The 13,984-nt window shown below is 36.3% G+C and carries 9 protein-coding genes; 4 read left to right on the plus strand and 5 right to left on the minus strand.

Annotated elements, in window-relative coordinates:
* Positions 1-7 precede the first annotated feature (7 nt).
* Positions 8-2,188, minus strand: a complete 2,181-nt coding sequence (locus tag M0051_RS12175) for a hypothetical protein (RefSeq protein ID WP_306741798.1) — start codon at positions 2,186-2,188, stop codon at positions 8-10.
* A 352-nt stretch (positions 2,189-2,540) separates the two neighbouring features.
* Here M0051_RS12175 and bcp point away from each other — a divergent pair, with 352 nt between their 5' ends.
* The 4 genes from bcp (at position 2,541) to M0051_RS12195 (ending at position 7,673) form a co-directional block, all read left to right on the plus strand.
* Positions 2,541-3,008 (plus strand): thioredoxin-dependent thiol peroxidase, encoded by a 468-nt coding sequence (bcp, locus tag M0051_RS12180; protein WP_306741799.1) that lies wholly within the window; start codon positions 2,541-2,543, stop codon positions 3,006-3,008.
* Positions 3,009-3,062: 54 nt separating this feature from the next.
* Positions 3,063-4,079: a recombinase RecA gene (recA, locus tag M0051_RS12185; RefSeq protein ID WP_306741800.1), complete on the plus strand. Its 1,017-nt coding sequence runs from the start codon at positions 3,063-3,065 to the stop codon at positions 4,077-4,079.
* 481 nt (positions 4,080-4,560) lie between these two features.
* A complete protein-coding gene (locus M0051_RS12190; protein WP_306741801.1) occupies positions 4,561-6,654 on the plus strand; it encodes a S9 family peptidase in 2,094 nt (697 codons plus the stop codon).
* A 116-nt stretch (positions 6,655-6,770) separates the two neighbouring features.
* Complete coding sequence (locus M0051_RS12195; RefSeq protein ID WP_306741802.1) at positions 6,771-7,673, plus strand: DMT family transporter; 903 nt, start codon at positions 6,771-6,773, stop codon at positions 7,671-7,673.
* Between the two features lie 100 nt (positions 7,674-7,773).
* Here M0051_RS12195 and M0051_RS12200 read toward each other — a convergent pair whose 3' ends face one another.
* The 4 genes from M0051_RS12200 to M0051_RS12215 form a co-directional block, all read right to left on the minus strand.
* Entirely contained in the window at positions 7,774-10,893 is a 3,120-nt protein-coding gene (locus M0051_RS12200) for an ATP-binding cassette domain-containing protein (protein ID WP_306741803.1), read from the minus strand.
* Positions 10,894-11,046: 153 nt separating this feature from the next.
* On the minus strand, positions 11,047-11,874 hold the full coding sequence (locus M0051_RS12205; protein ID WP_306741804.1) for a hypothetical protein: 828 nt from the start codon (positions 11,872-11,874) through the stop codon (positions 11,047-11,049).
* A gap of 223 nt (positions 11,875-12,097) precedes the next feature.
* Positions 12,098-12,802 (minus strand): LytTR family DNA-binding domain-containing protein, encoded by a 705-nt coding sequence (locus M0051_RS12210; RefSeq protein WP_306741805.1) that lies wholly within the window; start codon positions 12,800-12,802, stop codon positions 12,098-12,100.
* A 35-nt stretch (positions 12,803-12,837) separates the two neighbouring features.
* Positions 12,838-13,914: a sensor histidine kinase gene (locus M0051_RS12215; RefSeq protein ID WP_306741806.1), complete on the minus strand. Its 1,077-nt coding sequence runs from the start codon at positions 13,912-13,914 to the stop codon at positions 12,838-12,840.
* Between the last annotated feature and the right edge of the window lie 70 nt (positions 13,915-13,984).

A 13,984-nucleotide genomic window follows, 5' to 3' on the forward strand; every position in this document is an offset into this window, starting at 1 on the left:
CAAATTTTTATTGTCGAAGAATTTCCAATGCTTGCTGAATGGTAATCTTATCGCTTCCGGAATAAGCCACAGTAAATGCATCGCTTAATCCAGCTTCTCTAAGTTCCATTTTCAATTTACTCACTTTGCTATAAGAATCAAAGCTTCCAACCGTGCAAATTGTATATCCTCTGTAATCATTGGCATATTCAATCTTATATTTCGAAAATGCTCTAAGTTTATCCTTCACATCATTCGGAACATCTTCCGAAAAAGCACCCACCTGAACTTTGAACACAACTTCTCCATCATTTGTTTTTACTGTCTTAGGTTTTTCAATTGGTTTTCGTGTTGATTTTGCCACTACAGTAGGTTGGTAATTTTGATCGGTTATTTTTATTGCCTGTGTAAGATTTGCTTTCTTACCATCCTTATATGCAACTACAAATGCATTAGGAAACAACTGTCTGATTTCAGGAATAGCTGTTTTTGCAGAAGCAAATGTTGGGTAATTTCCAACCATATATTTATACAGTTTGCCATTACCAGCCAATTCTTCCTTAACCGGATTTAAACCTTCAAAAAACTTAGGATCTCTTCTGCTTGAAAATACTCCTACTTGCAAATGATAAACATAGCCTGCAATCACATTCTTTGGTTTTTCAGGAAGTTTCTCCGAAGTCATTACCAAATGTTCTTTTTTGTCCGATTGTGCAACAACATCCGTTTCTATGGTTCCAACAATATGCTTGTTCAAATAATCAGATTCGATAGATCTTGCCTGCATCATTTTTTGCTTGGCTTGATTTCCCAACTCGTACGATTTTTCTTCCAAGTTCGAAATCTGTTTGCTCAATACTGCTTTTGTAGCTTCATTAGCATCTGCCAACTTTGTTCTCAAGTTTTCTGTTACACTATAAAGGCTATCCGAATTAAATTTATCATTTTTCGATTGCATGAAAATATTCTTTGCCTCATTCGATTTAAACTCCGTTAAGTAATGGTAGCTTAATTCTTCACTAATTTGAAAGTTGAAGTAAGGCAAATTAGCGCTGGTAAATTTTGTTGTATACTTTATTTCAGAGGAAGCCATTTCAACTGCAGGTTTTTCTGGCATAACATTTCCTCCTTTTTTTAGCACAGCCAATTCAGGAAGTGATTCGGCATTCATAACCACTTTTTGTTCTGGATATTCCGACATCTTAATTTTATAGATCGTCACATCCGTTTTGCCATTCTCACGGCTCGAAGCAAAGCAAGCAAACTCATCGTTTACATCCGTTGCAAAAAAGAAATCATTAGAAGTGGAATTGATAGGGAATCCCAAATTTTCTGGTTCTGTCCAGGTATCAGTTATTTCATTGTATACCGATTTAAAAATATCAAATCCACCCATACTTGTATGACCTTGAGAACAGAAATATAATGTTCTGCCATCACCTGCCATATAAGGGTAAATTTCATCTAAACCTGTATTCAAAGCACTTAGTGCTTCCCATTCGCCCCAACCTCCATTTTTTAAACGCTTGGCGCGATACAAATCCCTTCCGTTTTTCTTGTTTTTTCCATAGCTGGAGAAATATATGTATCGACCTTTATTTGCCAAACATGCTACATCCACATCTCCTGTTCCATCATATCTTGATTTAATACTCTTTGTTTTCTTTGACAATCGATCATCGAAACCTTCAATTTTATAGTAGCGAAAAAACTCTTGCTTATCTACTACTTTTTTATCTCGAACATCAATCACGTAATAAGAGTTCACCAAAGGCAAACCATTCTGACACATCACAATCAATTGATCAATCCCTGTTGATTTCCTTTTGTAATATTCCTGAAACTTTCTGTAGTAACGAATTGCTGAATTAAATTGATAATTCATATGGAAAGCACGCCCCAAATAATAAGCAACTGACACATTTACATTCTTGGTTGAGGCTATTTTCAGATGCTTAATTGCTTCTGGAATATTTTCATTCAATTCCACCTGGCAAACTCCAAGATAATAATTGTATTCCGGATCCTGAGGATATACATTCATAAGTTCTTGATACAAAGGCATCGCATTTTTGTAGTTCTCCTCATCGAAAAAAGTAAATGCTTCTTCTTCTATTTGCTGTTCGGTTTTTCCTCCACTAAAGCTTTGGGCAAATGATATTTGGGCAATAAACAGAGCGATTAAAAGCAACGTGCTGCGTAATCTCATAGTTTTGTTCATAGAATTAATTTCTTGCTAAAAGACAATCCGAAATATTAATTATTTTATCTAAAGCCTGTCCATATTTTCATCTCTTAAACTCCCCCTATAACAAGGCTTACAATTATAAAATATTAATATAGTAAATATTTATAACAAAGATAATATATAAAGTGTAAGTACGAAATAGCCAGAGAAAGATTGAATTAACAAAATATCAGAGTATACTCTTTAAAAAAAGATCCTCGATTTAATCCATTTCAGACACTTTTTTTTTAACTTCATGGGTTGATAACTTTAGTCGAATTAATTCGTTCGGATATTCGGATTAAGGTATATTTGTAATTCAAATTTCTGAAAAATGACACATTTAAAAGAAGGAGATAAAGCCCCCGATTTCAAGGGATTAAACCAAGATGAAAAAGAATTAAGCTTAGCTGATTTCAAAGGCAAAAAACTAATTCTTTACTTCTACCCTAAAGATAACACACCTGGATGTACTGCTGAATCGTGTAATTTGAATGAAAATTACGATGCCCTTACAAATTTAGGCTTCGAAGTTGTTGGTGTTAGCCCCGACAAAATTGCATCGCATCAAAAGTTCATTGCAAAACACAATTTGGCATTCAATTTAATTGCTGATACAGAAAAAGAAATTCTGGAAGCTTATGGTGCCTGGGGAATGAAAAAATTATATGGAAGAGAATACATGGGAGTAATTAGAACTACTTTTGTGATTTCAGAAGATGGTGTAATCGAGAAAATATTTAAGAAAGTAAAGACCAAAGACCACACCAATCAGATTCTTTCTGAAATGAACCTACAATAGCTTGAAGCCTGAGATTTGAAGCTTTAAAATAGAAAATATTAAAAAACACATATTATGAGCAAAGACGTTGCAGAAATTAATAAGGAAAAGCTGAAAGCCCTTCAGCTAACCATGGAAAAAATAGACAAGACCTATGGAAAAGGTGCTATCATGAAAATGGGCGATGAAGCCATTGAAGATATACCTGCAATTTCATCGGGTTCTTTGTCATTGAATATGGCATTAGGAGTTGGTGGATACCCAAAAGGTAGAATTATTGAAATATATGGTCCTGAATCTTCAGGTAAGACCACTTTGGCAATCCATGCAATTGCTGAAGCTCAAAAGGCTGGTGGTATTTGTGCCATCATCGATGCGGAGCATGCTTTCGATCGATTTTATGCTGAAAAACTAGGTGTAGACACAGAAAACCTTTTGATCTCTCAGCCAGATAATGGTGAGCAAGCTTTAGAAATTGCAGACCAATTGATCCGTTCATCAGCTATTGATCTAGTTGTTGTCGACTCGGTTGCTGCATTGACTCCAAAAGCAGAGATTGAAGGTGAAATGGGTGATTCAAAAATGGGTCTTCAGGCTCGTTTAATGTCACAAGCATTGCGTAAATTAACTGCAAACATCAACAAGACTAATACTACTTGTATCTTCATCAACCAGTTGCGTGAGAAGATTGGCGTAATGTTCGGTAATCCTGAAACAACAACAGGTGGTAACGCATTGAAATTCTATGCATCGGTTCGTTTGGATATTCGTAGAATTGGGCAGATTAAGGATGGCGATGAAGTAAATGGTAACCACACACGTGTTAAAGTTATCAAAAACAAAGTTGCACCTCCATTCCGTAAAGCTGAATTCGATATCATGTACGGAGAAGGTATTTCTAAAACTGGTGAAATCATCGATTTGGGTGTTAATTACAACATCATCAAAAAGTCTGGCTCTTGGTTCTCATATGGTGACACCAAATTGGGTCAAGGTCGTGAAGCAGTTAAAAACCTAATCAACGACAATCCAGAGTTGGCTGAAGAATTAGAAAACAAGATTATTGATGCCATCAACAATCCGGCAGAATAAATTCTGATACCTATTATATAAAGAAAGGCTCTCGCAATGCGGGGGTCTTTTTTTTATAGACGCAAGAAGGGAGACGCAGATTTTTATGATTTAAAGTTCAAATGTGTACCAGGAAATTGAGGCAAGTGATTCTTATTTCACCATTTTGGTTTGCTATCTTTGGAGAATAATGATAAAATATGATCTGGCTGGAGAAACGCAGGATTATTGAGCTACACATATAAATAACAATGAGAAGAACAATATAAAAAAACGATAAGATTTGATTATGCCATTCGCACACCACTGCCCAAATCATATTTTATCTTTTACCAATTACCTTGGCATACTACGATGGTTAAAATATAGTATGCAACCTCAAATTCTAAACATACTTTTAAACATTAAATCATAAAAATCTGCATCTAATTAATTCGTAATTGTTCATTCTTCCTTACATTTACGGTGCTGAAAATAATACAAACAACAAATATCTACAATCATGACAAACAAGTACTTTTTGTTAGGATTGGCTTTTGTAGCAGGATTAACTTCTTGTGAGCAAAAAGCTGAAGAATCAAAAAAGGATTCATCCTACAAAACTCCTGAAACCAAGCTGGCTTCAGACGTTATGACTCCGGAGGTTTTATGGTCTTTCGGACGATTGGGTGGAGAAAGTATCTCGCCTGACGAAAAAACAGTTCTTTACGGAGTAACTTACTTCAACAAAGAAGAAGACAAATCGTACCGCGACCTTTATACAGTTCCTGTAGCTGGTGGCGATGCTGTTCAGATTACAAACACTGCAGGTAAAGAGTGGGGCGAGCGTTGGACCAAAGATGGCAAAATTGCTTTCCTTTCTGCTGAAAGCGGGTCGGTTCAGGCATGGGAAATGAATGCCGACGGAACAGGTCGCAAGCAGTTGACTGATATTGAAGGAGGAATCAACGATTTCAAATTCTCACCAGATGAGTCGAAAATTGTTTACTCGAAAGAAGTAAAGCTAAGAGAAGATGTACACGACAAGCATCCTGATTTGAAAAAAACAAACGGTAGAGTAATTACTGACGAGTTTTATCGCCACTGGGACCATTGGGTAGAAACTTACACTCACCTTTTCGTTGCCGATTTTAATCGCGCAAGCATGTTAAAAGACGGTAAAGATATTATGGAAGGTGAACAATGGGAAGCTCCTGTACGCCCATGGGGTGGCATAGAACAAGTAAACTGGACTGTTGATGGCAAGAACATCGCTTATTCTTCTCGCAAGAAATACGGTGTGGAATACGCTCTTTCAACCAATACAAATATCTATTTCTACAATGTAGAATCAGGCGAAACCAAGAACATGACCAAAGGCATGATGGGTTACGACAACAACCTTACCTTCTCGCCTGACGGAAAATACATGGCATGGGAAAGCATGGAGCGTGATGGTTACGAAGCTGATCAGGTTCGTTTGTTCTTAATGGATTTAAAAACTGGCGAGAAAAAATACATGACCAAAGGTTTCGACCAAAATGTGGGTCACCTAACATGGACCAAGGATAGCAAGTCGATCTATTTTATTTCAGACTGGCATGCAACTGACGAAATCTACCGCATGGACATTGCTGATGGTAAGATTCACAAGATTACCGAAGGGGTTCACAACTACCAATCGGTTCATCCTGTAGGTGACAAATTGATTGCAAAGCGCGTATCAATGAGCAAACCTGCAGAAATTTATAATGTTGATGCCAAAACTGGTGAGGCGAAAGAAATCTCGTTCGTAAACAAGCACATCCTTGATCAGTTAACACTTGCTACTGTTGAAAAACGTTGGGTAAAAACTACCGATAACAAGCAAATGTTGGTATGGGTAATCAAACCTCCACATTTCGACGAGAACAAAAAATATCCTGCAGTTCTTTATTGCCAAGGTGGTCCTCAAGGAACAGTTTCTCAGTTCTGGAGCTACCGTTGGAACTTCCAAATGATGTCGGCCAATGGTTATGTGATTGTTGCGCCAAACCGTAGAGGTTTACCAGGTTTTGGACAGGAATGGAACGAGCAAATTTCTGGTGATTACGGTGGACAGAATATGAAGGATTACCTATCGGCGATCGATAATGTAAAAGCTGAAAAGTATGTTGATGAAGACCGTTTGGCTTGCGTTGGTGCATCGTATGGTGGATTCTCAACTTTCTGGATGGCTGGTCACCACAACAAGCGCTTTAAGGCATTTATTGCACACGACGGAATGTTTAACCTGGAAGCTCAGTACCTGGAAACTGAAGAGATGTGGTTTGTAAACTGGGATCTTGGTGGTGCATACTGGGACAAAAAGAACAAGATTGCTCAGCGTTCTTACGCCAACTCTCCTCACAAATTTGTTGACAAGTGGGATACGCCAATCATGGTGATTCATGGCGAAAAAGACTACCGTATTGTTGCTTCGCAAGGCATGCAAGCATTTAATGCAGCTCGCCTAAGAGGTATTCCTGCAAAGTATCTTTACTTCCCTGAAGAAAATCACTGGGTATTGGGATGCCAAAATGGAATTTTATGGCAGCGCGAATTCGCTAGTTGGTTAGACAAGTGGTTAAAGAAATAAGCGAAAGCTATTTAAATATTAAATCCCTGCCAGCTTTGGTAGGGATTTTTCATTTTAATTACTTAGGATGATACTAACCGAAAAATCCCTAAGTTTGCAGAAAATTTTTAATCCCTATGAAGAAATTCTTCCTATCAACCACAGTATTGGCAATATTTGCCTGCCTGCTATGGGCAACTCCCTTTACCGCAATTAAAATTGGATTGAAATACACTACTCCATTACAGTTTGCAGGCTTGCGTTTCTTTATATCAGGCTTGTTGATACTCCCTTTTATTAAAGATTTAAAGTTTAAGATACTGGAATCGAAAAGAAGATGGAAGTTCGTGCTATGGGTAGCACTTTTGCAAACCACCTTTCTTTACGGATTGTTCTATATGGGAATTAGCTACGTTCCCGGCGCATTGGGAGCCATGTTAATTGGGGCTCAACCTCTTTTTGCAGCCATTATGGCACACCTGATGTTGAGCAACGACAAAATGAGCTGGCAAAAAATTGGGGCCATTCTTCTTGGAATGACAGGAGTATGCATCATTAGCCTGGGACGATCGGACTTTGTTTTTTCTACCACCATTCCACTTGGCGTGGGAATTCTGATTCTAAATAATATTGTGGGAAGCACGGGCAATGTAATCGTATCTCGCGATGCAAAAGGTATGCCTCCACGAGTATTGGCTTCCTTCTCGATGATTATTGGAGGAATGGGATTGATGTTGGCTTCCCTTCCTATCGAAAATCCATCTTGGAATTTTAATTTACCTGGCGAATATTGGATCTCTCTTGGCTGGCTAGCTATGGTATCGGCCTTTGCCATTACCATTTGGTTCGGGTTACTTCAGCGACCAAATGTAAAGGTATCGAACCTAAACACCTGGAAATTTATCATTCCAATATTTGGTGCATTCCTGAGCTGGATGATATTACCCGATGAAAATCCGGATACCGTTTCGATTATGGGGATGATGGTGATTGCGAGTAGTTTGTTGTTGGTGAACTATTTGAACCGAAGATCCATATAATAAAGAAAGACGTAGCAATGCTACGTCTCTACAATTATTTTTTATCAAACGCTGTTAGGTCATACTAACGCTGTCTGGTTTTCTTAATTCGTAATTGATTCTATTTTCTTTTCTTCTCTCTGCGGACCAACTTAATGCTCTCGAAGTAGTTCATCATTTTGCGCAACACATCGGCCCAAAGTGCGAAGAACAGTAGTACTGTGCCCAACCAAACCACAGCCAGATTAAACCAGTAGGTATCAATATAGAAATTTCCTATTCTCTTTACATGCGAGTAGAAATGTGAGCGACCAAACTTCGAATCTGGCGACATGAATATCGGATCTTTCTTTTGAATCAATTGATAATCCACCTCAATCATCTTGTTCACTTCGTTTCTATTCAAAACCAAATCGGCCAAAGCCTGATTATAATAGTTTTGTTTAAACTCATACACTCCATCTCGTCCCAAAGAATCAACCAATCGTGAATACTCAAAATCTTTCTTATAGCCCGATTCACTACTCATTCCCATGTAATATAGCTCAACCTGATCTAAAAAGCTCTTGGTTTGCTCAGCTACATTCAAATTAAAATCTTTAAGGTTTAACTGGTTAACCTCAGGAAAAACGTCCAATCCTGCATTATCAGCCAATTGTGTAATCTCATCCCGAAGCATCTTAAAGTGGGCTTGCGTTTCTGTTGTATCCTTTTCGAACTCCACACTCCTTTCACAATCCAAAAGAATCGATTCCAGTTTAGGAATCAAGAATGAATTATTAAACGAAGCATCACTTATTCCCTTTTCGTGATCGAAAAAGTGCTTTTCAAATTCATTATCCTTAAACTGCGTAACCGCGAGCGCCTCGTAGGTCCAACGGGTTGTCATCATATTCCCCACAATAGGCACATATACTTTATCGGTAACACCATAATGAAGATCATCAAACTTAATCATTGCACCTCCAAGCAAAAGCTGAGGTACCAAGATTAATGGTATCAAAATGTAAATGGTAATCACAGAATTTAATCCTGCGGAGATATTTAAACCTACCAAGTTAGAGAAACAGGCTGTGGTAAACAACACCAGCCAGTAGGCAAAAGTCATTCCTTCAATTTCCAGTATGAAATTCCCCAGCAAAACAAAAGAAATGGACTGAATGGCCGATAATACAAACAAAAACATGATTTTGGATGTGAGATAACTAATTCGGCACAAATTCAGGAACTTTTCTCGCTGCAATATTTTCTTGTCCCTAATTATTTCTTCGGCACTAACTGTAAGTCCTAAGAACATGGAAACAACAACTGCCATAAATAAGAAAACCGGGAAATTTTTGTTCTCACCAAACACATAGGCCCCATTCTCTGTGTATTTGGTAAAATAACCCAGAATAACAGCAAGCAATGGTGCTTCAAACAAGTTGATGATCAGGTATTGCTTATTGGTAAGTTTCGACAAAACATTTCTGATCCAGAAAATGGAGAATTGTTTCACCTTGCCAGGAATCTTAAAATCACTTTGCGGTAGCTTTTTTTCTGCCCTCAATGGCTGGTGATTTGACTCAATATTATCCAGGTATTTCTCGTACCATTTCTCAGGGGAGACCCTTCTATCGCGCGTTGGTTTTCCTTGATCATCAATCAACTTGGTCTCTACAATTTGTAATATCTGATCAGGATTTACATTCCCACAGGTTACACACTCACTTTCCGATGCATTTACCTGCGAATTCTGTGTCTTAAAATAAACAATAGCATCAATTGGATTACCAGTATAAATTGGGTAACCACCTTTATCCAAAATCCAAAGCTTATCGAACATTTTAAAGATATCCGAGGATGGTTGATGAATGTTGGCAATAACCAACTTCCCTTTTAAGGTCTGTTGTTTTAACAGTTTCATTACCATTTCCGAATCGGTAGACGAAAGTCCTGATGTTGGCTCATCAACCAAAAGAATAGCTGGTTCGCGCATTAACTCCAAACCAATATTCAGGCGTTTACGTTGTCCTCCACTTATGAATTTGTTTAGTGGATTTCCTACTTTCAAGTCTCTCGCTTCATACAATGCCAAATCCTGAAGCATTTTTAAAACAGTTTTCAGAATCTGAATCTCACTAAAATCTTTAAAACAAAGTTTGGCGTTATAGTAGAGATTTTGAAAAACGGTAAGCTCTTCAATCAACAAATCGTCCTGTGGTACAAAACCAATTAAACCTTGAATGGCAAGCTTGTTTCGGTGAATGTCAAAATCGTTAATTCTAATTTCACCATTATTAAGCGTAAGATTTCCGTTTAAAACATTCAGTAAAGTTGATTTTCCAACACCACTACCTCCCATTATACCAATCAGCTGTCCGCTTTCTTCTGATAAATTAAATTTCTGTATTCCGTTGTTTGAATTTCTAAATTTAAATTCGATATCCTTTGCCGAGAAAATGATTTTTTCTTGTGTTTCTTCTTCAAGAAATTTGGCAGCAATTTCAGAAAAATAAATTGACTTGATATTGGGGCCCTTAATAATGGAACCATTCCCCAATTGGTAAGTTTTTTCAGAGATAATCTTGTTACCTTCAAGGTAAAGATTTAACTCTCCTTCATATTTAAACACCAACAAATTTACACTTTCGATGTACATTACGATAATTCGTCCATACAAATTTTCACAGTACATGTGCTTGGTTTCGTTTTCACTTTTCTTGGCTTCCTTTTTCATAAACCAAGACAAGTTATCCGACCATTCGGTAACCTTATTATCTATTATTAAGAACTTGCGTTTATCAAAATCATCTACCGTATCGCCCCAAACAAATGCCAGGCAATTGATAAACTCAGAACGTGGAATCTTAAAATTTTCGGCAACAATACTAATAAACTCAAACTCACCTTCGCTAACCATTTTATCTTCGTAAACGAATTCCATCAAGCGCAGCAATACAATTAACCTTTCTTCCTGTATCAATTCCGCTTTTACCTTATTGCAAACTTTAGAAGCCTCGGTTAATGATAGAATATCCGCCTGACGAGCATGAGTAATTGCCTGATACTCCATTTCCCGGCGATAAAACTCCGAATAATTCTCAAACAATCGCAAGTATTCATCCTGAATATCAGAATTCACATAACGACTTAAAAAGCTTTCTACAATAATTCTTCCTTTACCAGAAACTCCTTCTTGTTTTGTATTAGCAACAATTGCAAACAGGTACATTAGAGCATTTAGTATCGATTCCCCCATGTATAAATATGAATTATGGTTTTTTGGCAGATCTGCACTGCTTTTAAAATTACAATTTATTTCTTTACAAAAGATTGCAATTTCTTCTTAATTGACACAAAAAAACTGCCTCCCAAATTGGAAGGCAGTTCTAATATCTTTAATGGAATATGATTACTCCACGATACTGTTTCTTAATTTTGCAACGCTAGCAATAATTTCATTCAATTGTGTTTCAGTCATTTTTCCTTCCACAACTTTGTCATAGCTAGCCTTTAAGCCTGTGAATTCAGAAATCAAAGCTGCAACATTAGGATCTTTCTTCTCTGGCTCAAGCACCTTTAATAATTTCTCTAAAGAAGCTTTTTGATCGAAAATTACTTTTACAATTTCAGGGTTTGCATAAGTATTTTCTGAGATGTGAGTTGCAATGTACAATCCCTCTATAAAGCTACCACTTACAACCAATAGAGATAGGTTCGCTTTTCCATTTTTGTTTAAAAACTCATAAGTATCATAGAAAGAGTTAGTAATTACTTTTACCAACTGATCTTTATCATCAAGATTTTTTTCTACATCATCAACCAAAGTTTTGTTGTATGCACTTGTAATCTCAAGATTATCGATTAATGTTTTAGATGCCTTAAGGAACAACATTGTTTCCTGCTTGCGATTGTAAGTACTTGCATAACTTAAATCAGCACTGTAAACACCAAGGTTAAGAGCTCTTGCTTTTTCTGTGAAATATTTATCAGCGTTATCTGTAGAATTTGATAAACCTAAAATATAGTCAGCTCCAATACGATTCAACATAGAAGTCAACTCGAAAGTAGTTGGCAAGGGATAAACTACATCTTTAACTTCACTTTCAATAGCTTTCTTCAATAATGGTTTTACTGTTTGTTCTCCGCTTTTCTTCTTATCAACTGGTTTACAAGCCACAACACTTATAGCCAAAGCAAAAAGAATAAAGGTATAACGAGAAATAGCACGTCTGTTCATAGTCTTTTAAATTTAATATTGATCGGATTCAATTTATCAAAGCCTAAATTTAACAAATAGCAGCTAATTCCTAGCATAATTGAGCATTATATTTGACTTCTTTTTTAGTTCATACACCTAAAAATTGCGTTCTTCCCTGATTCAGTCTCTTTTTTACAGCAAAAAAAGAGTCGATACTGAAAATCGACTCTTTTACTTACTCAAACAGACTTGATTATAAAAATTACACGGGATGAATCCTTTGGAAGAATCCCTGCTTGTAATTATTTCCTATTGGTATGGTACCTTTATCCATATGCACCATATTTCCCTCTATCGATTTTATTTTTGCCAAAGCCACGATATATGACTTGTGAATCCGATAAAATTTGGCTGAAGGCAATAATCTTTCAATCCCTTTCAAAGATTGATAAGTAACAACATGCCCATCATTGGTAAAGATCTTAACGTAATCACCCAAAGCTTCAACATATTGAATGGAATCCAGATTGATATTAATTGTTTTTTTATTTGCCTTTACAAAAATATACTCCAATTCATCCTTGGTGGTTTCCTGAGGTTCAGCAAGGGCTTTCACCTTTTCTTCCGCCTTCTGTACTGCTTGTAAAAAACGCTCAAACGAGAATGGTTTTTTCAAATAATCCAGCACATTCAGCTCATAGCTTTCCAATGCATATTCGGTATATGCCGTGGTAATAATAACCATTGGTGGATTTTTATAGGACTTTAAAAAGTTTATTCCACTCAATCTTGGCATATTAATATCTAAAAAAATCAGATCCACCGATTCTTGCTGAAGAACCTCCATAGCTTCAATGGCATCGCTACACTTGCCTTTTAACTCCAGACTCGAGAGTTCTGAAACATACTTTTCCAGTACTCTTTGTGCCAATGGCTCATCATCTATAATTAAACACTTCAACTTCATGCGTTTTGTTTTTTGTCAGAGTTTTAAATGTAACTCTAAGCATTTTGCTCCGATAAATCAATTTGTAAGTTCACTTTAAACAAGTCTTCTTGTTTCGAAATATTCAAATCATGTTTATCCGGATACAATAATTCTAATCTACGAGTAACATTCTTTATTCCAATCCCTTTTGCTTTTCGCTCCTCATCTTGCCATTTGTTATCAAATCGATTTTCAATTGACAATTCCATTTTATCCTTCTCTTCAAAGTTAAATAGAATATTTACAAATCCATTATTATTCTTGCCATATGATCCATGCTTGAATGCATTTTCAATTAATGGTTCGAACAACAAAGGCGCAATTTTATTTTGAGAAGCACTTCCCTTTACATTTATCTTTACAGGAATGGTATCGTCTAACCTAATTTTTTGCAGATCCAGGTAGTTTTTAATAAAATCCAACTCTTTATCTACAAATACATACCTATCATTACATTCGTATAAAATATACCTCATCATATCAGACAATTTTAGTACCAAATTTGGTGCTTTATCTGATTTATCTAAAGTAAGTGAATATAGGTTATTAAGGGTATTAAACAAAAAATGTGGATTTATTTGAGCCTTAAGAGCTTTCAATTCCGCCTCCAATTTCTCTCTTTCAATATCCTGAAAATTAGCAGTAACTTTTTGCAGAACAATTAACTCACGTGTCATTGATAAAACTGAAGTAATCCCAACATAAATTAATGTGAAAATTGCAAAGTTTACCCAAACCACAAAGGTCAACTCCTCGAAATACTGTTCTCCTTGAACAAAGCTATTTAAAGGATATACCAGCAAAAAATCGATTACAAAAGCTGCAACAGATATCACTGCAAATACTGATACAACGTAGAGAAAAAAGCGCTGCCTTTTGAATAAAAATGGAATTAAAATCAAAAGATTAACATATACAGCTGCCGCAAAACAAAGATTAAAAACCAAAGTCATCAACACTGGCTCAATCTTTAGTATGTTTTTAAAATTACTGGCAACAAACATGGTTAGCAACCAAAACACAGCCGCAACCACCCAAAAAAGTATATGATAAATTATCCGACTACGGGATATGGTTCTTATGTTGTTCATTTATTGTATTCATATCGATTTTCAAAATTTAAATTAGAAAAGTTCGTCACCACATTAAAATATATTCGTT

This window comes from Marinifilum sp. D714 (genome assembly GCF_030851345.1).
GTDB lineage: Bacteria > Bacteroidota > Bacteroidia > Bacteroidales > Marinifilaceae > Marinifilum.